We start from the raw sequence: 22,349 nt of genomic DNA, 5'->3' as shown, positions 1-22,349 counted from the left end.
GAGGCCATGAGAAAAGCAGGAACCACCGTTATCGCCATCATCATCCTTCTCTCCGTGGTATCGGGGATCCACAGCGACTACACCTACGGGGCCGACGTTAAGATCACATCGCAGTGGCTTGATATAGGTGCCTCCTTCCAGTTCTACTATTTCAACATAACACTTGTGGACATAAGCGTCTATGGCGACTCCGCGATAGTCCTGGTTGAGGGCCTCCAGGGCACTATGCAGGTCAGGATAACCAACTCCACCGCAACGGACGTCTTCGGGGATGGGACCATACAGATCTCCCTCCAGGACACCCGCATCATTGTGGGAACGGAGGCCTCGGCGGAACTGCAGGTCGCGGTGGATCTAGAGGCCCTGGCAGGCGTGGCCAGGGGGCTTTTCAAGGAGGAGCTTGATGAGGTTCAGTCGCAGGGGCTGCTGCCCGACTCAGTCGTCCAGAAGTACGTCAAGACCCTCAGTACGGTGGACGAGTACATAAGCAGTGGAAACTTCACAAATGCCATAGAGCTCTCGAAGACAAGTATTGACGAGCTGCAGTCCCTCATATCGGCGGCCCAGGACGCACTCTCCGCAATAAACCGTGCCGAAGAGGCGATTTCCGACCCCGCTACAGTCTTTGATGGCTGTGAGGTTCCCGAGGCCGTCCTCAATAAGGCACGGGGGAAGCTGGACTACGCAAAGGGGGCATTTGACAGCGGCTACTTCGACACGGCGAAGGAGTACGCGGAAAAAGCCTACAACATCATTTACTCCTCGTGCACCCTGTGCAGGGATTACCCCCTGAGGGAAAACGAGACCCGCCGGTTTTTGGAGAACCTGACCATCCCGATACCTGACCTTCCCCTCAAACCTGCATGGGACAAACTGAAGCTGGCGGGTGAGGCGTTCGAGGCGGGGAAGTGTGACGTGGCGAACAGCTATCTGGAGGAAGCGGTGAATATCTCGAACTCGATCCTAGAAGAATGGAACGATGTGTACTCGTGCAGGGTTGAGCTCGTGAGGATGATTGAGGAGTATTCGCGGAAGTATGCCTTTGTCTACAAAGGAGAGATGATAAAGATAGACCTCGATGGCATACTCAAGGAGATACCCGAGGCAGTGGATAAAAACATGAAAAAGGGGTATTTCCTGACAGCAAAGGACAACTGCAACCGGTTAAAGGATCAGGTCAATCTCACGGGCACTGCGTTCCTGAACATCTGGGGCGAGATGAACAAAACTGCGGAGCTGCTGGACAACCTCAGCTTGGAGGGCTACGTCGTGGACATGGCGTGGGACCGCTTCAATGTCGCGGTGGAGTTTTTCAGGAACGGGTCGTACTCAAGTGCCAGGGATGAATTCGTGGCCGCCCGCGAGATTGCGGCCCAGATAAAGACCGCAGCCGACGAGGCGAAGAGTGCCGAGAAAGCCGCCAGGGAGTGCCTCCTTGAGCTGAAAGGGCAGGGCGTCAACGTTGATGCCCTCTTCAAAGCGGACGTGTCGAAGGCCACCGGTCTCTATAAGTCCGGCAACTACACTGAAGCGGCCAAGGCATGGAACGCTATATACGCAAGCTGTAAGAACCCCGAGATACACATGGTAATCAGGCAGAGGGAGAGCATAGTTAACTTCACAAAGCAGCTTGAGTCAGAGGGGGTGGTGGTGCCCCGTAACGTGACCCTGCTCCTTCAGGCGGCGGAGGCGTACTTTGAGTCGGGGAACATCACCAGGGCCGTGGAGATGTATGGGCAGGTAAAACTGGAGCTCGAAAAGATAACCTCCCTCAGCAGGAAGATCATCTACGAGCTCAACCAGACCGCGGTATTTTTGGGTGGAAACGAGGAGCGCGCTGATTACCTGGTAAAGCTCCTCGGAATACCTGAAGTGCGGGAGAGGATGCAGCTCCTTTGGAACATGTCCAGAATCGTGGAGAACTCCTACCGCGCCGGGGACTACTCTAAAGCGGCTGAAGAGGTCAATGAACTGAGGGACATCCGGCTCGACATAGACGGGGACGGATACCCCAACTCCAGCGATCTTCTCCCGTACATTCCGAACTACTACATCTTTGGCCTTGCCATAGTCCTGACGCTGCTGTTCGTCCATCTCTGGAGGTGAGGCCTTTCTTTTTAATTACCTCCTCAGAAGGAGCACTGGGGTGCTGGAGCAGCCAGAAGATGGTGGACCGGGCGGGATTTGAACCCGCGGCCTCCGCCTTGCGAGGGCGGCGCTCATACCAGGCTGAGCTACCGGCCCACACCCGGTAATAGTGAACCCTGGTGAGGTTTAAAAAGTTTTGGTCTCGGGCCGTCCATCTCTGGACAGGTTTGAGTTTATTTTTAAGTGGGAGTTTTGGTGTTTTAACTGTTTCATGCCGATGATTTCGGTGGTTGCCGGACAAAAACTTTCGTACTGGCAAATTGGCAAACTTTTGAAAGAAGGAAAAGGGCTCAGCCCTTCAGGATCTCAACTATCTGTTCTGCAACTTGAACGCCCGCCCTCATCTGGGCCTCGACGGTTGAGGCTCCGATGTGAGGGGTGAGGACAACGTTGTCGAGCTCCGTGAGCGGGTGGCCGGCAGGTAGGGGCTCCTCCTCGAAGACGTCGAGGCCAGCTCCAGCGATCCAGCCCTCCTTCAGGGCCTTTACGAGGGCCTCGGTGTCAACGACGGCACCCCTTGCCGCATTGATGAGTATCGCGGTCGGCTTCATGAGCTTGAGCCTCTCCTCGTTGATGAGGTGGTAGGTTTGCTCTATTAACGGAACGTGGAGCGTAACGACGTCGCTCTCCTTCAGGAGGGTCTCAAGGTCGACGAACTTCCCACCGACTTCCTTCGCCCTCTCCTCGTTCGGGTAGGGGTCGTAGAGGAGGACGTTCATCCCTAAGGCCTTGGCTATCTTGGCTATCTGGTAGCCTATCCTGCCGAAGCCGACTATTCCGAGAGTCTTGCCCTCAAGCTCGATCCCCATGCACTGCTTCTTGGCCCAGACGCCTTCCCTCATCTTTCTGTCGGCGAAGGCCACCTTCCTGGCGACGTTGAACATCAGGGCAAGGACGAGCTCGGCGACGCTTCTGCTGGAAGCACCGGGGCTGTTGACGACTTTAATCCCCCTCTCTTTTGCTGCCTCAAGGTCTATGTTGTCGAGGCCGACGCCCGCCCTTCCGATGACCTTGAGCTTTGGAGCGGCCTCGATGACTTTCCTGGTCACCTTTGGCTTGCTCCTGACGATGATGGCATCAACGTCCCCGACGAGCCCTATGAGCCTCTCCTCATCGGGGTACTCCTCGTAAAGAACCTCAAAACCGGCGTTCTTCAGAACCTCTATCGCCTTTTCGTGCAACGGCGCCGCAACGAGAACCTTCACCATATCCATCACCTCATCCCATTCTCTTTATTGCCATGAGCATGACCTGGTCGGAAGCGTCCTCCGCACGGTCTGCTATGTCGCCTATCTTGGTCAGTATCTGGTTCCAGATAATCTTGGCATAGGTTGTGATGGTCTCGCTTTCAAAAACCTTCCCCTTCACGTCATACTCCACATCGTCGGCCCCCTCTTCTGAGTCCTCCACGGCTTTTGCCAGCTCTATGGCCTTGTCAACGTCGCGGTTTAGGGCCCTCACGGCCTCAACGAGAACCTTATAGCTTTTGATTGATGAGTCTACAAGCTCCATAATCTCGTCTTTGAGCTCCGCCGGCACCTTTGGCTTTGCAAGGATCAGGGTGTGTGCCGCACTCTCGGCCGCATCGGCGACCTGGTCTATGAGCTCGCTGAGCCTTACGTAGTCGCCCCTGTTTGCTGGAAGGAATGCACCCTCGTAGAGCATGGTCTCGATGTCCCTTCTCAGCCTGTCGGCTTTGCTCTCAAGCTCGTCGACCTCTCTCTCAAAGGCCTTTGCCCTCTCGAAGTCCCCTTCAAGGTACACCCTCATGAGCTCCCTGAACGCCACGAGGGTTTCGTCCACGACCGCAAGGTGGTTCTCGATGGTCTCAAAGACCCCGCTCTCCTTACCACCGAATATCGGCATTTTCGTCCCCTCCGTTCTAAACTTCGCAGGCGGGTTTATCTACTTTGCCCCTCCTTGGCCTTTATGAGGGCCCACAGGAGCTCGTTCCTCGGGGCGTCAAGGCCGACTGAGTGGGCGTACTCGACTATTTTCCCGTGGATGTAATCGACCTCCGTTCTCTTTCCCCTCTTTATGTCCTGGAGCGTCGAGTTGTAGTTTTCCCGGGTGCGCTCTATGGTGTCCCAGAGGAGCTCAAGCGGGTGTATCTCGAATTCTATGCCGAGCTGCTGTGCGACGATACACCCCTCCCTGGCGATGTCCACCGAGAGAGACTCCAGATAGGGGTTGTCCTTCAGAAACCCGTTTTTGACTTCAAGAACCGTTCCGAGCCCGTTTATTACCGAGTTCACGATGGCCTTTGCCCACTTCCAGCCAATGATGTTCTCCGTCACAGCGGTTTCTATACCTGCGTCGTTGAAAGCCTCCGCGACCCTTTCGACGAAGGCGTCTCTCCCCCTCGGGTACCTCCCTATGACGGTGACTCCCTTTCCGGCCCATCTGACATGTCCCCACTCGACCAGCATTGCCCCGTTGGTTGTGATGCCCCCCATGACATTCCGGGTGATCTTCAGGGCCAGATCCTCGTTTCCAAGGCCGTTCTGGATGCTAAGGATCCATGTGTCGGGCCCGATGCAGTTGCGGGCACATTCGAGGGCGGTTTTCGTCGAGTATGACTTTGTGGCCAGGATCAGAAGTTCGGGCGGCTCGTCAGGGGCGTACAGGCTCGCTTCAGGGCGGACGGTGAACTCCTCGACCCCCGAAACGCGAAGGCCGTTCTCCCGTACCGCGGCTACCTGTTCCTCCCGGCCTATGAGGGTAACATCGTTGCCGGCCCTCGCGAGCAGGGCACCGATGAGGGAGCCTATCGAACCGGCGCCGAGGACGTAAACTCTCATTCCACCACCGCAACGGTTTAAAGCCCCATCCTTAAAGCCTTACCGATGATAGGTGTCGTTCTCGTTGAGCCAGAGGGGCCGGTCAACATTGGAATGGTGGCCAGGACGATGAAAAACTTTGGCCTTAGGGAGCTTGTTCTGGTCAGTCCAAACATCACGGAGGAGAGCTATGCCTACGCAGTGCGTGCAGTGGACATCCTGGACAACGCTACTATCCTTGAGAGCTTTGATGAGGCGCTGGAACTCTTTGACCTCACCGTCGGGACGACTGGAAAGCCCGGAAGGACGTTCATTCCGCACCGAGCCCCGCTCTATCCGTGGGAGCTGGCCGAAACCCTGAGGGGCTACCCGGGGAGGGTCGGCCTTTTCTTTGGCAGGGAGAGCATCGGACTGAAAAACGAAGAACTCTCCAGGATGGACTTTACGGTCACGATCCCCACGAGCGAGGAGTACCCCGTGATGAATCTTGCCCAGGCAGTCGCCGTGGTTCTCTATGAGCTAGCCAAGACGAGACCAGAACCGATGGTTGAGGCCTTAAAACCAGCGACGAGAGGGGAGAAAGAACAGCTGATAGCAGCATGGGGGAAGCTTCTCGATGTCCTCAACTACCCCAAGGACGACGAGCGGAGGGAGGTCTTCGTCAAGATTTTCAGGCGTTTCGTTGGCAGGGCAGTCCTCTACGGGAGAGAGGTTCACACCCTCATAGGTCCGCTGAGAAAGGCCACTATGAAACTGGAGGAGTGTAGAAATGCTGAGCGTTGAGAGCTTTGAAATAGCTGGCAGAATCATCTGGATAGCAGTCCTCTGGGAAGAGAAAATCCAGGGGATAACTTTTGCCCTCGATGAGGTGCAGTTTGAGAAGAACACCGAGCGCCTGACGGGTTTTCTAAAGGGGCGTAGGGTTAATGTCGATCCAACCCCAGAAACCTCCCCATACCCCTCACTTGTCCGTGACGTTATCCTTGGGAAGACGGACAACGCCGAAATCCTGCCCGGGCTCTCCTTCGAGGGCGTAACACCTTTTGAGAGGCGGGTTTACGAATGGCTCACGAAAAACGTTAAAAGAGGGAGCGTTATAACCTATGGTAGCCTTGCGAAGGCACTCGGGACGTCCCCGAGGGCTGTGGGTGGCGCGATGAGGAGAAACCCGTACCCCATAGTCGTGCCCTGCCACAGGGTAGTCTCCCGTGATGGCATTGGATACTACACTCCAAGGCTCGATGAAAAGGTGTTCCTGCTCGAAATCGAGGGGGTGAAAGAATGGACAAGCTCAAGGCATATCTTATAGGCTTTTTAGCGGCGGTTATAGCTGTGGCCGCAGGGATAGTGTGGTACGGTGGTTGGAAGCTGTTGGTTCAGGTGATACTCACTCTCGGATTTCTCGGTGTCACGTTGATGTTGCTCTTCTTTACAGGACTGACGTTCTACGCCGAGAGCTGGAAATACGGGACGATACTCGCTATCTTTACGGCCATAAGCGGCTACGGCCTATACCTGAGTGCGACCTGGCAGAGGCTCGACATCGTGGCCGGCATTATAGTCTTCTTCATAGCCATTGTCGCCTTCGGCATCTGGTACATCAGCGAGCCCGACCTTGGACTGGTCGACCGCTTCAAGAGTCCGGAAAGCCTCGAAAGGGCCGGAAAGTACAAGCAGGCCGCCAGAAAGTACGAAAAGGCCGGCAACTACCTGAAGGCGGCCGAGATGTACGAGAAGCTCGGCTGGATGGAGAGCGCCGCCTGGGCCTACGAGAAGGCCGGGAGGTATGAAAAAGCCGCGGAGATTTACGAGCAGCTGTATGAGAAGGAGAAGGACACCTACTACCTCAAGGAGGCCCACGAGTACTGGAAGAAGGCCGGAAACATGGAGAGAGCAGCTAAAGCCCTTGAGAGGTACGCCGAGGAGGAACCGTGGTTCTGGGAGGACGTGGCAAAGCTCTACGAGGAGCTGGGCAACGAGGAGAAGGCCAGGGAGGCATGGGAGAAGGCATTGGAGTACTATCAGAAGGAGGCCGAAGAGGAGGGCGTCTTCTGGGAGGACGTCGGAAACATAGCGAGGAAACTCGGAAGGGAGGAGCTGGCCAGGGAGGCGTACCAGAAGTTCCTTGAGTACTGCCTGAAAGAGGCCGAGGCCGATCCGATGTGGTGGAAGCACGTCGCCGAGGCGTACGACTACCTTGGGGAAAAGGAGAGGGCAGAGGAGGCCAGAAAGAAGTACGAAGAGTACCGGGAGAGGATAATGAGGGCGAACGAGGAGACATCAAAGTTCCCCGGGGATGGGGGAGGGGAGGCCTGACTCTGTCTTTGTCCATTTGGGTGGGCCCTCCTCAGTTATCAGGAGAGCTTCGGCCGCTGGCCGTGGCCCTTTTGACCCTTTTTATACTGGCAAACGGGTTCCCCTTGTCAAACTCCAGAAACTCAGCCTCCGGGAACCTCGCCATTAGTATCTCGAAGAGTATCCCGGGCAGGTTTACCAGCCTGAAGCCCTGCCCCTCAACTATCTCCTTCGAGCGCTTTATCCTCCCCTCTTTGCTCAGGTAGAAAAACTCCTGCATGGAGCGGTACGGATATCTATCTGGATCGCTCGAACTGGTGTGGAAGACCCCGCAGGTCGGAGAGCCCTTGACCCCTAGGAAAATGACCTTTTCCGGCTTTTCCTCGGTTAGAACCCTTCCGATGAAGTCCGCTATGATCTTTGCCCTCTCGCGCATCCCGAGCCTCTCGTAAACTTCCCTGCTCGCCGGTGCCCTCGGCCAGCCTATAAGCTCGTACTCGGGGCAGGGATAGGCTAGAACCTGCCAGTCTTTGCCGAGCTCTCCAATCAGCTCCCTCAAAAGCCCTGCCGTCTCGTACTCCTTCTCCTTCGGCCCGCGGTAGACGTAGAAGGGACTCAAGAGGCAGGGAGCTATGATGAGGAGGTTCACCCAATCACCTCCTCAATTATCTCCCCAACTTTCTCCCTCAACTCTTCCAGCGTCCCCTCGTTGGTTATTACATAGTCGGCCAGGCCCTTCAGCTCGCCCGTGCGGTAGAGCCTCTCCTCGGCGTCGTCCATAGCTTTGAAGTCATCGAAGCTCTTTATGCTCTTATCCTTGCTCGCCTTTCTCTTCATCAGACGCTCGAACCTTACCTCCGGCCTCGCCTCAACGTAGATAACCTTTCCCCCAAGCCTCTTGACAGCTTTTATCTCCCCCTCCGAGCGGACGCCGTCTATGACGATGTTCCGGCAGTGCCGCATCTTATCCACTGCCAGCCTTATGAGGATGTCCTCGCCATATTTCTCCTTCAGGTACTTCCCGAACTCGATGAGCCTGCCCCTGGTGGGCTCTGCCTTCTCCGGCAGTTCCGGGATCCAGGAGTATTCCGAGACGTTGTGGGTGAGCAGGTCTATCAGCGGATCGCTGCAGGAAACCCTGCAGAAGCCTTTCTCCTCGAAGAACTTCGCGACAGTCGTCTTTCCAGCGGCTATCTTTCCAACGACGCCCACTATCATTTTCTCCACATCCTCCAGATTAGATTTGCCCCGTCAGTTGACTCCATCAGTCCTTCGTAGGTTAAACTAACAACGAACTCGATTAAGGCCTTTTTGTCGTAGACCACCGGCCTGTCGAAGCCGAAGAGGTACTTAAGCTCGAAGAAGCCGATGTGCAGAAAGCGGAACGGGTTGAGGAGGGCTATCTCACCTTTCCACCTCAGGCCGAAGGGGAAATCCGCTAAGATGAGCTCCGCCCTCTTCTCCTCAGCTATCCTCACGAGCTTCTCCTCGTCGGGGAAGAGGACCTCCCTTGGTTCGCCTTCAACTGGTTCATAGTTCAGCTTTGGAAACGCGTACTTAATCCCGACGGCCCCATAGGGAAGCTTCAGCTTTTCGGCAAAGCCGACTAAGGCCTTCGCGTTGAAGCTCAGGAAAACGAGCGTTTTGGTGTCCCCTTTTACCTCGGGCCACTTTCTGGGAGGGAATCTCTTCTCGGCCTCGATTATAGGGAGCAGGAACTCGAGTTTCGTGCCTTTCACGAGCCTCTCTGCCTCCTCCAGCCTCCTCCTCTTTACCTCCAGGTCGAGGTTGGAGTAGACCGTCAGCTGCTTCACACCGAGCCTCTCACGGAGCTTGCCGATGACGAAGCTGTTGCCTATCACAACGCTCTTGTCCGTTCTGTCGTGCGTGATTATGAAGAGTTTGTCGCCTTCAGGGTCGTATCTGACCTCATCTATCCTGAAGGGGCTGTCGGGAAAACCGTTTCCACGCCGTATCTCCCTGACCAGCTCCGAAATTTCGTCAATAGTGAACATGGTGCCTCCCAATTCCCGTTAAGGGTCTGGCTTTTAAGGTTCTCGCCCCAATATTGTTCCAAAATAGGAACAAAAATTTATAAAAAATGGAACAAACTTGTGGCCGGTGGTAGTGATGAACGCAAAGAAAGTGGCCGTGATTGGAATAACTCTATCTCTGTCCCTGCTCCTGGACGTCGTCCCCCTGGACCTCCCGACTGTTTGGGGCATGAAGATAGATCTCGTTGCGGTGCCCCTCGTGGTGGCCTATTTCATCACGGGCTTCCGTGGTGGTGTTGCCGGGGTCGTGATGCTGTTTCTGGGCCTTTCAATGGTATCCCCCGCCAGCTGGCTCGGGGCCATGATGAAATCAACAGCCACACTCTCGGTTATCGCCGGTTTGGAGCTATCAAGACGCATCCTGAGGCCAGAGTTCGGAAGGGCCGGTGTCAGGGGGCTGATCCCGTATGCGGCGGCCGCCTACGTCCTCGGTCTCCTTATCAGAGTGCCCCTCATGGTCGCTCTCAACTACTACGTTGCCCTTCCGCTGTGGCTTGGAATTCCCCGGGAGCAGGTTATCGGTGCGGTGGAGGCGTGGACTGGAGTTCCCTTCTGGGTCGCAATTGCGGTGCCCAACGCCCTTCAGAGTGCCATTGACGTGTTCGTGGGGCTGGCAGCCGCTGTACCGGTTCTAAGGCGCATACCGCACCTGCTGGAGTAGCGCGTTGATATTTTCCTTTTTCAGACCTTTCTTTTCGAGGTAGCCGTTCCACTTTTCAGCGTACTCCAGGAAGATACCATCTCCCGTCCGCGCATAGAGCCAGACGAGGAGCCTTATGTGGAGCCTGTGGTAGTCCTCCCTCGCCTCCGGCCCGTTCACTGAGTAGAGGCTCCACTCACCGGTGTCGCAGTCCCGGAGGGCCTTCTTGACGCTCTCCAGTCCCTCGTTGAACAGTTCAAGCGCCCTTTCGTCGCCTGTGAAGCGATAGTAGAGCCACAGGCCCTTCATCGTGATTATGTGGCCGTTCAGGACGAGGAAGCCGGGCCTGTACGGGTATTCGAGGAACCACGTACCGTATTCGGTCTCCCTGAGGAATCCCCCGTCTCTCAGCGGGATGTAGAAGGAGTTAAAGAGCAGCCTGGAGGCGTTGAGGTACGTCTCGTTGCCGGTCTCGTTGTAGAGCCACGCGTAGAGGCCGGCGAGCATGCCCTGTGAGAAGGATGATGTCCAGGGAACCGGAGAGCCTTCTGGTGGTGAGAAGTAGACCCGGAACACGCCCGCTTTCCCTTGGCTCGTGTTGACCTCATCCATGAGCGGCAGCATCTCGCTCAGGAGTGCTTCAGCTCTCTTCACCTGCCCCGTTTTGAGGTAGTGGTATGCCCAGTTGGAGGCCGTGACTGGGTAGTACTGGAAGCCCCTGCCCTTGTAGTACACGAAAGGCAGCATCGAGGTGAAGTTGGAGCATCCGATGTACGGAACGCTTTCGAGGGGCCGCTCCTTTGAGAATGAGATGACGTGGTAGCTTTTTTCTGGTGGCGAATGGGTTGAAAAGTAGCAGTTGTTTGCCCTTAGGGTTGCCCTGAGAACCTCCACCTCTGCCGGGGTGAGGGGCCGCTCCCTCGCCATCCCCGCAAAGACCCGGACGGTGTAGCCCGCGTCCGGCCGGAGGGACGATATTATCCTGTTCTGCTCCAGCTCTTTTTCCAGCTCCGGGTATAGTGACGCAAGGAGGGCGTGGTCGCTTGTGTCCTGCCTTTCCGGAGGTGCTGTTGGGGCAACCGTGGTGGTTCCTGCAGGAGAGGTTTCGGGGGGATTGCTCCCGGAGTGGGTGGGGAGAGCCGTACCGGCGTTCTGTGAATGGTTCCCGAGACAGCCTGAGATGACAACGATGACAATAACCAAAATTGACACAGCCACTTTTCTCATAGTACTCACAGTCATAACTATCAAAAAAAGTTAAAAAACTTTTCGAAATCAAAAATAATGGTCATCAAAGGTTCCCGAGTATCTCCTCGCCCTCAACGGTCCTCTCGCAGTAGTGGCAGCGGAGCTTGAGGGGTTCCCTGCTCTCTATCCTGAACTTCGGAAGAACGTACTCGTGGTTGCTGACGCAGTTCGGATTCGGGCAGGTCAGGATTCCAACTATCTCGTCCGGTATCGAGACCTTGAACTTCTCGACTATCTTGTAGTCCCTCACGATGTTGACGGTCGCCATCGGTGCTATCAGCGCTATCTTGTTGACCTCCTCCTCGCTCAGGTAGCGCCCCTCGACCTTGACTATGTCCTTTCTCCCGAGTTTCTTGCTGGGAACGTTCGAAGCTATGAGCAGCGTCCCGCCGTTGGGCTTCGTGAGGCCGAGTATCTCGACCACTTTCAGCCACTTTCCGGCTGGGATGTGGTCTATGACGGTCCCCTCGGGGATGACCTCAATCTTAAGGCTCTCCGGCATCTGAATCACCCCAAAACTCCGAGCGCCAATCCAAGAAGAGCCATCCTGACCGGCACGCCCGAGAAAACCTGCCTGAAGTAAAGGGCGTGCTCTGTCCTGTCCACTTCGGGGTGGATCTCGTCAACCCTTGGGAGCGGGTGCATTACCCTGAGCGTCTCCTTGGCGTTCTTAAGGAGGGAGAGGTTCACCTGGTAGCTCCCCTTCACCTTCAGGTACTCCTCTTCGTCGGGGAAGCGCTCGCGTTGTATCCTCGTCACGTAGAGGACATCGAGCTCCGGTATAGTCCCCTCCAAATCCGTCGTTTCGTGAACGGTTAAGCCCCTCCCGCGGAGTTCCTCAACGATGTACCTCGGCATCCTCAAAAGCTCTGGCGAGATGAGGTACAGTTCGACGTCATAGAACGCTAAAGCCTCTGCCAGGCTGTGAACGGTTCTCCCGTACTTTAGGTCTCCCAGAAGGCCGATGGTCAGGCCGTCTATCCCCCCGAAGGCTCGCTTTATGGTGTAGAGGTCGAGCAAAGTTTGAGTTGGGTGCTGGTTGCTCCCGTCGCCGGCGTTGATGACTGGAATTTCAGCCACCTCTGCTGCGAGCCTCGCGGCGCCCTCCATCGGGTGTCTGATGACAATTACGTCGCTGTACTGCTCGACGGTCTTTATGGTGTCCGCGAGACTCTCCCCCTTCTTGACGCTCGTGCTCGAGGCGGAGGAAAATCCTATGACCGAACCGCCAAGGCGGTGCATCGCGCTCTCGAAGCTCAATCTGGTTCTTGTTGATGGCTCGAAGAAGAGCGTCGCCAGGATCTTTCCCCTCGCGTAGTCGAGCGGGCCCTTCTTGAGCTCTTCCTCAAGCCTTTCGGCGACCTTCAAAAGGAACTCGATGTCCCCTTTCGAGAAGTCCCTAACGCTTATCACGTCGCGTCCTTTCCAGTCCATAAAAGCCCTTCTAGTGTAAAAATCGATGGGTTTTTAAACGTTTTTTAACATAAATATGTTGATATCTTTCCAGTAACGCTTTAAACCCCGGTTCGAGATTTCAATAACCCGGTTTTAGGGTGGTAGCATGAGGACGCCGAGCGTTTACATCGCCGAGGAGCTGATGCCCTATCTGCGTGCACGGGTGGCAGAGAACCTCTACCGTGAAGGTATGAAGCAGTCGCAGATAGCCGAGTACCTCGGCATAACCCAGGCTATGGTGAGCAAGTATCTCTCCGGCAGGTACAAGAGGCCTCCTGCTGAAGTTGCCGCAAAGCTCGATTCAATAGCGGACGAGATAGTTAAGGTTATCCTTTTCGGGGGAAATAGGTCAGAGGTCATAGTCCTCACTGCGAGGCGCCTTTTCGAGCTCTTCCAGAGTGGCTTTCTGTGCAGGTTCTACGCGGATTATTCCGGTGTGAGTGAAGATGCCTGCCGCTCGATGTTCTCGGTTCAGCGCGACAGGGGCGAGGTTCTTGAGGTTCTCAACCTGGCCCTTGGGGAGCTTACGAGGCTTGAAGGCTTTCCCTCACTCATTCCTGAGGTCAGGAGCAACTTTGCTTACGCCCTGTCCTCTCCGAGGGGCCCCGAAGATGTGGCCGCCGTTCCGGGCAGGATAACAACTGCCAGGGGCAGGATGTTTGCCCTGCCCCCGGAGTTCGGAGCGAGCAGCTTCACAGCGGGCATACTGGTGGAAGTCGGGAGGATAAGGCCCGAAATCAGGAGCGTTCTGAACATACGCTACGGCGGCGACATCGAGGAGGTTCTGGAGTCTGTCGGTTTCAAGGTCGCGAGGGTGAAGACGGGTGGTCTGTCCGAAGAGGAGGCCGTTAAAGCCATAGCGGCGGTTTTTGAGTCTGGAACCTACGACACCGTCGTGGATGAGGGGGGTTTAGGCGTCGAGCCGCTCACATACATCTTTGGCAGGGATCCCTTTGAGGTCGTCGATAAGCTCAGACGGCTGGTGAGAGCACTTGAAAAAGCTGAATGATATCTTTTTAATGGTCTATCTGGTTTTTCTACTGCTCTTGAACCTTTTTCCGAGGGTTCCGGTCTCTCCTGTGGAGAACGGGGACAAACTGGTTCACCTATTGATGTTTTTTCTTCTGGGGCTCATCGGCTCCGGCCGCTGGCTTTACCTCCTTCCGCTCCCCTTTCTCACCGAGTTTCTCCAGCTCTTGGTTCCCGGGAGGACGTTCTCCTTCATGGACATGGCCGCAAACCTAATAGGTTTCTTAGCCGGAGTCCTGCTCGGGTGGTGGCATGAAGGTCATAACGAGGGAACTCAGGTTTCAAACGAAGGGAGAGATTGACCTGATTGATATAACCCGTGAGGTTGAGAGGATCGTCGAGGAGTCGGGAATAGAAAACGGACAGGTTCTGGTCTTCGTGCCCGGTGCCACCGGTGCGATAGTCACGATAGAGCATGAGTTCGGCCTGCTCGAAGACTTCAAGCGCGCTTTGAGGGAGCTCATCCCCAAAAGCGCCGGCTACCTCCACGACAGGATTGACGACAACGCCCACAGTCACCTGAGGGCCACTCTGCTGGGCGCGAGCGAGTGCTTCCCGGTTATAGATGGTCGCCTTATAAGGGGAACGTGGCAGCAGATTTTCTTCGTGGAGCTGGACGTCAGGCCGAGGCACAGGAGAGTCGTGGTGCAGGTTGTGGGGGAGTGATCTTTTATTTTTAAAACGTGAGAATTCGCAGTTCTCAACCATTTATAAAGATTGAGAAATTGAAGTTCTCAAAATTTAAAAATGGACTAAAGCTTGATGGAGAGCTCAGCATTATCACTCTTCTTGAGCTGGATGGCGAAGAGGGCCTTCTCTATGGAGCGCTTGCGGAGATAGAAGATGACGGTTAAAACAAAACCCACCAGAGCTCCCGTTGATGAAATAAAAAACATAAACCAAATGCTGACCAGTTTCTTATCGCAATGTTCCCCGTTGTTGCACCCACTTCAAGTAGTGATGCCCAGATACTTAGCAACAACCAGGATGCTAAGGAGTATTCAAATCCCTCTTTTACAAAAGGACGGCACGTTGAGTAAGCTTTCTCGAGAATCTCCATTTCAGAGACATCTTTGCTCTTGTTGTCCATCTTAAAAGCTTCGACAAATTCCTGGGGGTCTGCATGTGTATGGAACATGATGACAATTAAAAGGATGATTAGTCCAACTGCGGGAATGATTGCGGCAAACACAAACACAGGGGCCCAAGAACTGCTGTCAAGATCTATTGCTAAGAAAAATAACCCTCCTGTGAGCAGAAAGACCCCAACAACCATGCCAACAAAAGATTTAACATCGGCGTCGTATCCTTTTATCCGGGAAATCAACTCACTGGCCCTTTCGCCAGTTTTAACTGCCATTTCCCTCCTCCCGGAGGGTAATATATTGGGAGAACCAGTTCTTTGAGGTTCAACCACAAAAGCCTGGCAGAATAAAGGGGGTAATAACCCGCCCAAGTTCATTGACTCCGCCTTCGGCGGTGCTCCCCGGGCGGAGGGAGTTGGACTTTCTCCCTAAAAGGCTTCCGGTTTGTGGCCTGGCGACATGCCGAACCCCTCGCTGACATGGCATGGGCTATACTGGCACTGCAAAGGTATATAATCCTTGGATACTTAGTGCTTCTGAACGAATGGGATGGAGATTTTTGTGATGGAGGTTATTATATTGGGGTCTGGTGTTTATAGCGGCACTCCTAAACCGCTATGCAACTGCGAGAACTGTTCTAAAGCCAGGAAGTTTCCATTATACCGGAGAACGCGCTTCTCAATCTACATTTCCAAACTTAGGGCACTAATAGATCCCTCACCAGACCTGCACTACCATTTAGAACACTTGAACGAAAAAATCGAGCATGTTTTCATTACCCACGCCCACTTTGACCACATAGGTGGGCTTCCGGAACTTCAGATTTTTAAGCACATTAGGCTTTACGGGCATCCTAAAACCCTCGAGGTGGCTAAATACTTGCAAAAGCTCTTTGTCGGGGAGAGCAGGTGGAACTGGGAGTACTTTCCGCTGGAATTCAACAGGTGGTATGATTTTGGCTTTAGGGTCTACCATTTTAAAGTTGTTCATCAGCCAATAGAAGTAGCAGGAGGGTTTATAGTTCAAATTGGGGGCAAAAAGATTGTGATTACCGGCGACACCGGGCCGGAAATCCTCACTGATGGCAGGACACTGGGCGAGATGAGAGGCGCCGACCTACTCGTGGCGGATTTGACCCATAAGAGTTCAATCCCGAAGGCTCATCTTGGGGTTGATGACGCTGTGAAGCTGGCCCGGATGGTCGGGGCAAAGAAGGCGGTTTTTGCCCACATAAGCCACACGAACTACACGCACGAGGAGCTCGAGGAGATGGTGAAGCCGTACATGGTGGCGAGGGACTTTATGCACGTCCGGATTTAAATGTCAATACTTAGCAAAATATGTGTCAGACATGTTTTGCGCCAACCCTTCAAGTAGAGCGACCCTCTCCTCCACTATTCTCCTGTGCTCTTCTTCCGTCAATGTGGGGGCCTTGTTCTTCCAGAACCTGTCGCATGGAATTTCCCCGCACTGCCCGCAGTGCTCCAGCCCTTTATCGAGCACGCAGCACTCATAAAAATCGCATACCTTGAGCCCCACCTCGTGCAGCCAGCACGGTCCGCCTTCTACGATATAGCATCCTCCACACTCATTTCCATACATTTCACAGTTGCTGCATACACACCCGCATACTCCAATAATTTTTTCCATAACGATGCCTCCTTTGGATTTTTAATTTTTGTTTAATTCTCCATTTAAACTTCCCCTTTCTAGGGGAATGCACTTAAACCTCCGTTTTTGTCCTTAAACGCCAGCCGTCGATATCAAACCCTCCCATCTTTTCAAAGACATGGGAGATGAGCTCCTCAAGCGCTTCAACTTCCTCATTCCTCATTGCCTTCAGGAACAGTTCAACAAACCTCTCATCGGGGAACGGCTCGAAGAGGTATGCCTTTCTAAATCCTTCTTCGGTGAACAGGCGGTAGGCCTTGCTCGCCGGAGGACCTTCCACGCAGAGGAATTTTGAGTAAATTCTAAGGGTCTCGTTGATGGCAATATGGTACAGATGGGAAAAGCTCGGGTCGTTCCTCTCCTTCGCGTCCTTTACGCTGTCGAGGTGGTCCCATAGGCCGTACTTTGCAATCTCGACCCAAACGCCATCTGGCCTCTCAAAGGGCTTTCTCATGTACTCCAAGGCCTCTTTTTTGAGCTCCTCTGTGATGCCGGTTTTATCGAAGAGCACCTTTCCGATTGCCACTATCCTTGCCGTGCACCTGCTGCCCTCCTCATGTTCCTTTTCGAAGTAGTGTTTAATCTGCCGGGGCGGGTTTGCGAAGTATTCTATTAAAACACCGTCGATAACCTTGTTTCCCCTCTCGCGCCACCTGACATCCTCTGAGAGGATGATGTAGACATCAACGTCCGAGTGCACTGTTTCCATACCCGTTGCATGGCTCCCCGTGAGCAGAGCAGCCTCAACAAAGTCTTTCTCCTTCCATTCTTTAAGAAAAATTTCCAAAGCGAATTGCCAGTTGTTTTTGTTTGATAACTTTTCCAAATTCAGTCCCTCCATTTACCTTATCGTTTTCATGGTGCTTAAAACCTTCAATATATGTCTCCTCAGCTCATTGTATGCAGTAGCTCCTGTGACATGCCCTCTGTTTATAATGTGCAGTTTTTTTCTCGTCATAACACTGCTCTTGTCGCTCAAATACGACTATCCGGTCGTGTCTTGCTAGCAAGGCCTCGGGGTCTTTGATGAATACTTTTACGTCCTCCATGTTTTGCTTGAAGTTGTTCGCCAACCTTTCAAGGTGTTCCGTCATCCATGGAAGTTTTGCACCAATTTGCTCTATCTTTGTTCCATCGCTCGCTCTTGCTCCCATCTCCAGCTCCTGAAGTTCCAATATCGGGTCGTCAACCGCACTGAGCCACTCTTTGATGCCCATCCCGGTTCTTTGCTTGAATATCCTCTTGACCCACATCCTTGCGAATCTGTTGAGTTCATTAGTCTCTTTTTCCACATCTTCCATGATTTCCTTCAGCTCCCGGGCTAGTTCAAGTACCGTTTTTCTGCCTGGTGTATCATCCCTCGGAGCAACGGCCTCTGCGTTGGCCACAGTTTCCGATTGGTTGGGGAGTTCCAGTAGACCCGCACCGGCGAGAGGATGGAATGGGTCGGCCACCTGCCCGTGATAGTTTTCCGCGTGAACGATGCAGTAAGCGAGACCCGCCGCACAGTCCTCGGCGGGCATGGGGCCGTCATAGCCGGGGTTTAGGGGTTGGTTGATGAACTCATCATATGTCATGCCGTAGAGGGGAGCCAGCTCACGGGCGGCGCTCCTTATCCCGGGCGTATCCACCATTCCCGGAGCAAAGACGAAGACGGACACGCCAGAGTCTTCACCCAGTTCGGCAGCTAAGGAGAGCCCAAATGAACTTAGGGCAGCTTTGGATGATGAATATGCCGCTACGTAAGGCATTCCTTCCTCAGAAGTCATTGCTACAATGGTTCCCTCTCCTCTTTTCATCATACCGGGTAAAAAGGCCTTTGTTAGCAGAACTGCACCCCTAACGTTAACTTTCCACGAGGTGTCCCAATCATCGATGGATGCATTCAGTATTGAACCGGTCTTCACTACAGCGGCATTGTGAACCAGGATGTCTACCCCGTCGAACTCTTCAAAAACTCTCTCTGCGAGTTCCTTGATGCTCCCCTCATCGGAAACGTCGGTTCTTATGTACAGCGCTTTGCCACCCTCCGAACGGATCAGCTCTTCAACCTCAGCTCCCGATTCGGAAATCTCGGCAATAATAACATATGCACCAAGCCATCCCAAAGCTCTTGCGAGCTCCTTACCGATACCGCGCCCTGCACCCGTGATGAGCGCAACCTTTCCGGAGAGCTCGCCCTTAGACAGACTCATGATTTCCAGTTTTTCATATGGCACATTAACGACCTCCAGATGTTCGGTTTATTTTCCCAATCACCTTTTACAACGACAGTTTTGGCAACTATGTCCCCAAACCGCTGCTTCTTCCTTGATGTTGCGATGAGCAGGACTCCAACTAGATATGAAGCAATCCCGTCCACCGCCCGGAGGAGGTTTCTTATGAGCGCTTCACGCATGCCACAGGGCTCACCGTTTTCTTTCTGCACCATAATCCCCAGCACTCGCTTCCCTATCGTGAAGCCCATTGTTCCTTCAAGCACCGTGAAGTAGCCCAGATACAACCCCAGATAGAGCAGGCAGACGGGATGCGTCGTTAGCAGTCCTTTCATATCTGGCGGATGCCTTACCCAGGTGCCGAAGATGAGAAAGTGCGCCGTCCCAAAAAGTGAGAACAGGACAATGCTGTCCACTATATATGCGAGCGTCCTTCTAAATACCCCCTGGTATTCAACTTCCATCTTCTTCCCTCCCATCCGGATTAATTCAGGAGTGCGGGGCTGTGAAATCAAAACCCCCGCCACAGACCTATTTCTCAGATTCTCAGTGATCTCGCCCCGAATCACTCTTCATGCAACTGGCTCGCCCGTTTCCATCCCTGCGGAGATTATCGTCTTCTCGTGCTTCAGGAAGTAGTACACCGTCACGGCGAACCCGACGGTCCCCGATGTGAGCAGGATTGAATATGGGGCGAAATAATCGAGTGCCGTGCCGGCAATTGCCACACCTACTGGTACTAACGCCTGTGCCAGAAGCTCAAACACTGAAAACACTCTGCCCCTCAGCTCGCTCGGCACAAGCTTCTGCATTTTCGTGAAAAACGGCACGTTTACGAGTGCGTTCGATGCTCCCCATACGACATTCATTCCAGTGAAGATTAAAAACAGTACCGATGCACTAAACGCTACCACTGGGGAGACGAGGAGAGCCAGCACTATGAATAACCCGACCTCAATAAAGAGCGCTTTGAACAGTAGCTTTTCAGCCCTGCTGCCGAGCTTTGCCATTATGATGCCGTTGCCCAAGAGCATTCCAACCATGAACGCCGTCTGCAGGGCACCGAACTGTTCCGATGTGAATCCTATCTCTATCCTGTACACGTATGGCAGAACCACAGTCAGCGCGGGTGTCAGCAGGAAGTTTATCATCAGGGCGTAGCCCATTATGAGCTTCAACGGCTTGTTGTCCCTGAGGAAAGCCACACCCTCCAGCAGGTCTTTTTTAACCTCTCCTAGATTACTGAGTTTTCTGGTCTGCCATCTGTACTCTATGAACACCTCGAACAGTCCCGAGCCAAGGAAAGAGAACCCGTTTATGAGTATCGCGAGTTCAATGCCACCAAGGGCGTAAATTATTCCACCCAGAAGGGGCCCGGATATTCTGGCGACTATTGAGAGCGACTGGACTGTTGATGTTGCCTTGGCCAATTCGTCCTTTTCCACGAGGTCTGCAAACATGGCGCTCGTTGCAGTTCCGAAGAATGTCCCCATTATGCTCATTAACACCTGTGCCACCAGAAGTGCATTCAAGTTCAAAAATCCGAAAAGCACAATTCCAAGGAGCAGAATACCTCGGGCTATGTCAAGCCAAACCATAATGGCTTTTCTGTTGTATCTGTCCCCGACAACGCCCGCTATTGGGGAGAGTATCAGGCTCGGAATCATCCCTGCCATAAGAAAAACGCTCATCATCGCACCGCTTTTCGTAGTATCAAGAACGTACAGAGGAAGGGCAACGTTCTGCACAGCCCACCCAACCTGAGAAATAAAACGGCCTATGGCATAGAGCCAGAAGTTTCTGTTGAGCCTCATTTTGTTTTGCCCCCTTTCCTAGAAACAAGGTAGTAAACCAACGCCAGACACAGCTTGCCTATGGATCCTGCAATGACTGGAACGACTGGGAGGTTCAGCAATATCGCCGCCAGTGCCCACACCGTTTTCTCGCCGCGGGACATGGTCTTCTGCCTTACGATGATGTCAAGGATTATCCACGCGGTGGCCGTCAGTCCTATTACCCACATCGCCCAGAAGGCGCCAAATTCGGTTCCGATATGTGGCATCTTTTCCATCCCCAGCAGGATTTGGTGCTGATTTTAGGGGGTTCCCCATATGGGGAGTAAAAAATGAAACGGTGCTGTTCACCATCTGTTGCTGACTTCGTGGGCCTCTTTGAACGCCCACTCCCTCATGACTTCGCCCTCATTGCGTCCGACCTTTTTCCAAAACTTCAGAGCCTCGAAATCAAACATTTTCTCCACCTCCAGCTTTCAAGTGCCGCTTCCATGCCATGTATGATATGATGTACTTCCCTTCCATGTCAAGTACAGATTTTTGTAGTACACTTTTATGTACTCAACCTCACGGGGGTTTAAAAACTTATCGGTTACTACTTTCTCTGTCAGGCTCTGTGGATGTGACAGTTTATGGAACATCTCAGTTCAGAGCCCAGTTTTCCAGAGGTCACAGCGAGCTCACATGAAACATAACCTCCACCTTTGCAGTTTGCGGAGTGGCTCATCCCTTCTCAAAACATCCCAACAGCAGAAATCTCCCATAGATCAAATGTGTAGTGCCTTCCTTGGATCTGGACATGCCTAAAATGGTGAATTTTCTTGGAATTATCCCCAGGGAGCCGATCCTCCCCAAGCACTGAAGATGTGGATGTTGTATATCTCTAAGGTATCATGCTGTGGAACCCTTCTCCTAATGTCCTCAGCAATACCAGTGGGCCCTTTGTGCTCCCCTTGTATTACTTAGACAGACTGAGAACCTGCCGGAAATATAAAACCTTCATTTGGTTCAGGAATTGTTAAAGTTAAAAAGTAATGAAGATTCAGATCCATCAGTAGGCGGAGGGGACATTATACTCAATGTCCACGATCTCAATCTGGTCGTAGCAGAAATCTCCTGTTTCTAGTTTCCAGACTATGTTGACCCTGCTTGGGACAGTAACGCCGTTGAATTCGTTATATTCCACAATCTGCCCCTCCCAATCCCTTAAAACGAACTTTCCATTCACTTCCATGGTACCGTTTTGTAGTGATTCTAGTTATTTCGCCCTTTTCATTGAAATAGAAGATTGCTGAAGCTGAAACATTCTCACGGGTTATCGTGGCTCTTGCTGAGGTGTTGTCTGTATCTTCCCATGTGATGTGCTCGTTTTAAAACGCTGCGGGGAACCAGATGCACTCGGCGAGAAACCTCAAGAGTTCTCCGTGGTCAATCTCGTCTCCTTTCGCATCAACAACCGTAATTAGCCCTACGAGTTTTACCACCAGATTGCCTTTGCCATCAACAAACTCATCCTTTGCATGTATCTACAGCAGTGGGGCCGCCTTCACTTCCGCCATCCAGATGAACTCGGCGGAGTCCACGCTAAAATACTGCTCCGCTGTTATTGGCATCCACCTTTGATCCTCCTTCATGCGGAAATGTCCACTCTGTTTTAGCCTAACAGTGTTAATTTTTTCCTTGCCTATGACCTGGGTATATCTTAAATACCCTTGAACAGGCTCGGGCAAATCCTTTATTTCTTCTTCGGTAACAATCTTGGATTTCTCTAACTCACTAATTTTCAAAAAGCTTCCTTGCCTCGTCTCTTGTCCTCTTGGTGAACGCAATACCACCGAGAAAGGAGACTGAAACAATAAGGATAACAACTACACCCAGCACGACTAATATGCTTTTCATCATTTCTTTCTAACCTCTTTTATGTAATTGCAACGT

Annotated in this window: 26 protein-coding genes, 1 tRNA gene and 1 pseudogene; 9 read left to right on the top strand and 19 right to left on the bottom strand. The window is 53.2% G+C overall.

Going from position 1 to position 22,349, the window contains the following annotated elements:
• Positions 1-6: 6 nt before the first annotated feature.
• Positions 7-2,106: a hypothetical protein gene (locus E3E36_RS04165; RefSeq protein ID WP_167894074.1), complete on the top strand. Its 2,100-nt coding sequence runs from the start codon at positions 7-9 to the stop codon at positions 2,104-2,106.
• A gap of 60 nt (positions 2,107-2,166) precedes the next feature.
• Here the strand turns inward: E3E36_RS04165 and E3E36_RS04160 are convergent.
• The 4 genes from E3E36_RS04160 to E3E36_RS04145 all read right to left on the bottom strand — a co-directional run bounded on the left by E3E36_RS04160 (position 2,167) and on the right by E3E36_RS04145 (position 4,949).
• Positions 2,167-2,244: transfer RNA gene (locus tag E3E36_RS04160), tRNA-Ala, on the bottom strand.
• Between the two features lie 194 nt (positions 2,245-2,438).
• Complete coding sequence (locus E3E36_RS04155; RefSeq protein ID WP_167894769.1) at positions 2,439-3,353, bottom strand: hydroxyacid dehydrogenase; 915 nt, start codon at positions 3,351-3,353, stop codon at positions 2,439-2,441.
• Positions 3,354-3,366: 13 nt separating this feature from the next.
• On the bottom strand, positions 3,367-4,014 hold the full coding sequence (locus E3E36_RS04150; RefSeq protein WP_167894073.1) for a TIGR00153 family protein: 648 nt from the start codon (positions 4,012-4,014) through the stop codon (positions 3,367-3,369).
• 35 nt (positions 4,015-4,049) lie between these two features.
• On the bottom strand, positions 4,050-4,949 hold the full coding sequence (locus tag E3E36_RS04145; RefSeq protein ID WP_167894072.1) for a 2-dehydropantoate 2-reductase: 900 nt from the start codon (positions 4,947-4,949) through the stop codon (positions 4,050-4,052).
• Positions 4,950-4,994: 45 nt separating this feature from the next.
• Here E3E36_RS04145 and E3E36_RS04140 point away from each other — a divergent pair, with 45 nt between their 5' ends.
• From E3E36_RS04140 to E3E36_RS04130, 3 genes are read left to right on the top strand one after another with little or no spacing between them, the layout of a single operon-like run.
• A complete protein-coding gene (locus E3E36_RS04140; protein ID WP_167894071.1) occupies positions 4,995-5,711 on the top strand; it encodes an RNA methyltransferase in 717 nt (238 codons plus the stop codon).
• Positions 5,698-6,237, top strand: coding sequence for a methylated-DNA--protein-cysteine methyltransferase (gene otg, locus E3E36_RS04135; protein WP_167894070.1), 540 nt, complete (start codon positions 5,698-5,700; stop codon positions 6,235-6,237). The genes E3E36_RS04140 and otg overlap by 14 nt, the downstream gene beginning before the upstream one ends.
• Positions 6,210-7,244 carry a lipopolysaccharide assembly protein LapB gene (locus tag E3E36_RS04130; protein ID WP_167894069.1) on the top strand — a complete coding sequence of 345 codons (1,035 nt, stop codon included), beginning with the start codon at positions 6,210-6,212 and terminating at the stop codon, positions 7,242-7,244. The genes otg and E3E36_RS04130 overlap by 28 nt, the downstream gene beginning before the upstream one ends.
• Positions 7,245-7,275: 31 nt before the next feature.
• Here the strand turns inward: E3E36_RS04130 and E3E36_RS04125 are convergent, their stop codons facing one another.
• From E3E36_RS04125 to E3E36_RS04115, 3 genes are read right to left on the bottom strand one after another with little or no spacing between them, the layout of a single operon-like run.
• Entirely contained in the window at positions 7,276-7,872 is a 597-nt protein-coding gene (locus E3E36_RS04125) for a hypothetical protein (RefSeq protein WP_167894068.1), read from the bottom strand.
• A complete protein-coding gene (locus E3E36_RS04120) occupies positions 7,869-8,441 on the bottom strand; it encodes an AAA family ATPase (RefSeq protein ID WP_167894768.1) in 573 nt (190 codons plus the stop codon). Before E3E36_RS04120 ends, E3E36_RS04125 begins: the two co-directional genes overlap by 4 nt.
• Entirely contained in the window at positions 8,438-9,238 is an 801-nt protein-coding gene (locus tag E3E36_RS04115; protein WP_167894067.1) for a hypothetical protein, read from the bottom strand. Before E3E36_RS04115 ends, E3E36_RS04120 begins: the two co-directional genes overlap by 4 nt.
• Before the next feature lie 115 nt (positions 9,239-9,353).
• Between E3E36_RS04115 and E3E36_RS04110 the strand changes: the two genes are divergently transcribed.
• Complete coding sequence (locus E3E36_RS04110) at positions 9,354-9,938, top strand: hypothetical protein (protein WP_167894767.1); 585 nt, start codon at positions 9,354-9,356, stop codon at positions 9,936-9,938.
• Here the strand turns inward: E3E36_RS04110 and E3E36_RS04105 are convergent.
• The 3 genes from E3E36_RS04105 to pyrB all read right to left on the bottom strand — a co-directional run bounded on the left by E3E36_RS04105 (position 9,909) and on the right by pyrB (position 12,599).
• Entirely contained in the window at positions 9,909-11,144 is a 1,236-nt protein-coding gene (locus E3E36_RS04105; RefSeq protein WP_240911809.1) for a D-glucuronyl C5-epimerase family protein, read from the bottom strand. The two genes, E3E36_RS04110 and E3E36_RS04105, sit on opposite strands and share 30 nt — an antisense overlap.
• 64 nt (positions 11,145-11,208) lie before the next feature.
• Positions 11,209-11,667, bottom strand: a complete 459-nt coding sequence (pyrI, locus tag E3E36_RS04100; protein ID WP_167894065.1) for an aspartate carbamoyltransferase regulatory subunit — start codon at positions 11,665-11,667, stop codon at positions 11,209-11,211.
• Positions 11,668-11,672: 5 nt separating this feature from the next.
• A complete protein-coding gene (pyrB, locus tag E3E36_RS04095) occupies positions 11,673-12,599 on the bottom strand; it encodes an aspartate carbamoyltransferase (RefSeq protein WP_167894064.1) in 927 nt (308 codons plus the stop codon).
• A gap of 127 nt (positions 12,600-12,726) precedes the next feature.
• Between pyrB and E3E36_RS04090 the strand changes: the two genes are divergently transcribed.
• The 3 genes from E3E36_RS04090 to E3E36_RS04080 are packed head-to-tail and all read left to right on the top strand — an operon-like array spanning position 12,727 to position 14,315.
• Positions 12,727-13,629: a thiamine-phosphate synthase family protein gene (locus tag E3E36_RS04090; RefSeq protein WP_167894063.1), complete on the top strand. Its 903-nt coding sequence runs from the start codon at positions 12,727-12,729 to the stop codon at positions 13,627-13,629.
• Positions 13,613-13,951 (top strand): VanZ family protein, encoded by a 339-nt coding sequence (locus E3E36_RS04085; protein ID WP_240911764.1) that lies wholly within the window; start codon positions 13,613-13,615, stop codon positions 13,949-13,951. The genes E3E36_RS04090 and E3E36_RS04085 overlap by 17 nt, the downstream gene beginning before the upstream one ends.
• Positions 13,902-14,315 (top strand): secondary thiamine-phosphate synthase enzyme YjbQ, encoded by a 414-nt coding sequence (locus E3E36_RS04080; protein WP_167894062.1) that lies wholly within the window; start codon positions 13,902-13,904, stop codon positions 14,313-14,315. The genes E3E36_RS04085 and E3E36_RS04080 overlap by 50 nt, the downstream gene beginning before the upstream one ends.
• Before the next feature lie 184 nt (positions 14,316-14,499).
• On the opposite strand, the gene E3E36_RS04075 is transcribed toward E3E36_RS04080, so the two are convergent.
• Positions 14,500-15,111: a hypothetical protein gene (locus tag E3E36_RS04075; RefSeq protein ID WP_167894061.1), complete on the bottom strand. Its 612-nt coding sequence runs from the start codon at positions 15,109-15,111 to the stop codon at positions 14,500-14,502.
• Positions 15,112-15,298: 187 nt separating this feature from the next.
• Here E3E36_RS04075 and E3E36_RS04070 point away from each other — a divergent pair, with 187 nt between their 5' ends.
• The gene (locus E3E36_RS04070) at positions 15,299-16,054 is read left to right on the top strand and encodes an MBL fold metallo-hydrolase (protein ID WP_167894765.1); all 756 of its coding nucleotides are present in this window, start codon (positions 15,299-15,301) and stop codon (positions 16,052-16,054) included.
• Between the two features lie 3 nt (positions 16,055-16,057).
• Here E3E36_RS04070 and E3E36_RS04065 read toward each other — a convergent pair whose 3' ends face one another.
• From E3E36_RS04065 to E3E36_RS13335, 8 genes and pseudogenes are all read right to left on the bottom strand, one after another.
• A complete protein-coding gene (locus tag E3E36_RS04065) occupies positions 16,058-16,273 on the bottom strand; it encodes a DUF3795 domain-containing protein (protein ID WP_342764375.1) in 216 nt (71 codons plus the stop codon).
• Between the two features lie 184 nt (positions 16,274-16,457).
• A complete protein-coding gene (locus tag E3E36_RS04060) occupies positions 16,458-17,192 on the bottom strand; it encodes a nucleotidyltransferase domain-containing protein (RefSeq protein WP_240911763.1) in 735 nt (244 codons plus the stop codon).
• 106 nt (positions 17,193-17,298) lie between these two features.
• Positions 17,299-18,624 (bottom strand): SDR family oxidoreductase, encoded by a 1,326-nt coding sequence (locus tag E3E36_RS04055; protein ID WP_206203472.1) that lies wholly within the window; start codon positions 18,622-18,624, stop codon positions 17,299-17,301.
• Positions 18,597-19,085 (bottom strand): RDD family protein, encoded by a 489-nt coding sequence (locus E3E36_RS04050; RefSeq protein WP_167894058.1) that lies wholly within the window; start codon positions 19,083-19,085, stop codon positions 18,597-18,599. Before E3E36_RS04050 ends, E3E36_RS04055 begins: the two co-directional genes overlap by 28 nt.
• Before the next feature lie 108 nt (positions 19,086-19,193).
• Positions 19,194-20,435, bottom strand: coding sequence for an MFS transporter (locus E3E36_RS04045; RefSeq protein WP_167894057.1), 1,242 nt, complete (start codon positions 20,433-20,435; stop codon positions 19,194-19,196).
• The gene (locus E3E36_RS04040; RefSeq protein ID WP_167894056.1) at positions 20,432-20,692 is read right to left on the bottom strand and encodes a hypothetical protein; all 261 of its coding nucleotides are present in this window, start codon (positions 20,690-20,692) and stop codon (positions 20,432-20,434) included. Before E3E36_RS04040 ends, E3E36_RS04045 begins: the two co-directional genes overlap by 4 nt.
• A gap of 773 nt (positions 20,693-21,465) precedes the next feature.
• Positions 21,466-21,648 carry a DUF6920 family protein gene (locus E3E36_RS04035; protein ID WP_167894055.1) on the bottom strand — a complete coding sequence of 61 codons (183 nt, stop codon included), beginning with the start codon at positions 21,646-21,648 and terminating at the stop codon, positions 21,466-21,468.
• Positions 21,590-22,249: pseudogene (locus E3E36_RS13335) on the bottom strand (DUF6544 family protein). Before E3E36_RS13335 ends, E3E36_RS04035 begins: the two are co-directional and overlap by 59 nt.
• Between the last annotated feature and the right edge of the window lie 100 nt (positions 22,250-22,349).

This window comes from Thermococcus sp. M36 (assembly GCF_012027355.1).
Classification (GTDB): domain Archaea; phylum Methanobacteriota_B; class Thermococci; order Thermococcales; family Thermococcaceae; genus Thermococcus.
This window is presented reverse-complemented; position numbering and strand designations above follow the sequence as displayed.

Coding starts and splice junctions, on each gene's coding strand:
- E3E36_RS04165 (WP_167894074.1), top strand. CDS start 7: ATGAGAAAAGCAGGAACCACCGTTATCGCCATCATCATCCTTCTCTCC.
- E3E36_RS04150 (WP_167894073.1), bottom strand. CDS start 4,014: ATGCCGATATTCGGTGGTAAGGAGAGCGGGGTCTTTGAGACCATCGAG.
- E3E36_RS04145 (WP_167894072.1), bottom strand. CDS start 4,949: ATGAGAGTTTACGTCCTCGGCGCCGGTTCGATAGGCTCCCTCATCGGT.
- E3E36_RS04140 (WP_167894071.1), top strand. CDS start 4,995: ATGATAGGTGTCGTTCTCGTTGAGCCAGAGGGGCCGGTCAACATTGGA.
- otg (WP_167894070.1), top strand. CDS start 5,698: ATGCTGAGCGTTGAGAGCTTTGAAATAGCTGGCAGAATCATCTGGATA.
- E3E36_RS04130 (WP_167894069.1), top strand. CDS start 6,210: ATGGACAAGCTCAAGGCATATCTTATAGGCTTTTTAGCGGCGGTTATA.
- E3E36_RS04120 (WP_167894768.1), bottom strand. CDS start 8,441: ATGATAGTGGGCGTCGTTGGAAAGATAGCCGCTGGAAAGACGACTGTC.
- E3E36_RS04115 (WP_167894067.1), bottom strand. CDS start 9,238: ATGTTCACTATTGACGAAATTTCGGAGCTGGTCAGGGAGATACGGCGT.
- E3E36_RS04110 (WP_167894767.1), top strand. CDS start 9,354: ATGAACGCAAAGAAAGTGGCCGTGATTGGAATAACTCTATCTCTGTCC.
- E3E36_RS04105 (WP_240911809.1), bottom strand. CDS start 11,144: ATGAGAAAAGTGGCTGTGTCAATTTTGGTTATTGTCATCGTTGTCATC.
- pyrI (WP_167894065.1), bottom strand. CDS start 11,667: ATGCCGGAGAGCCTTAAGATTGAGGTCATCCCCGAGGGGACCGTCATA.
- pyrB (WP_167894064.1), bottom strand. CDS start 12,599: ATGGACTGGAAAGGACGCGACGTGATAAGCGTTAGGGACTTCTCGAAA.
- E3E36_RS04090 (WP_167894063.1), top strand. CDS start 12,727: ATGAGGACGCCGAGCGTTTACATCGCCGAGGAGCTGATGCCCTATCTG.
- E3E36_RS04080 (WP_167894062.1), top strand. CDS start 13,902: ATGAAGGTCATAACGAGGGAACTCAGGTTTCAAACGAAGGGAGAGATT.
- E3E36_RS04075 (WP_167894061.1), bottom strand. CDS start 15,111: ATGAACTTGGGCGGGTTATTACCCCCTTTATTCTGCCAGGCTTTTGTG.
- E3E36_RS04070 (WP_167894765.1), top strand. CDS start 15,299: ATGGAGGTTATTATATTGGGGTCTGGTGTTTATAGCGGCACTCCTAAA.
- E3E36_RS04050 (WP_167894058.1), bottom strand. CDS start 19,085: ATGGAAGTTGAATACCAGGGGGTATTTAGAAGGACGCTCGCATATATA.
- E3E36_RS04045 (WP_167894057.1), bottom strand. CDS start 20,435: ATGAGGCTCAACAGAAACTTCTGGCTCTATGCCATAGGCCGTTTTATT.
- E3E36_RS04040 (WP_167894056.1), bottom strand. CDS start 20,692: ATGGAAAAGATGCCACATATCGGAACCGAATTTGGCGCCTTCTGGGCG.
- E3E36_RS04035 (WP_167894055.1), bottom strand. CDS start 21,648: ATGGAAGTGAATGGAAAGTTCGTTTTAAGGGATTGGGAGGGGCAGATT.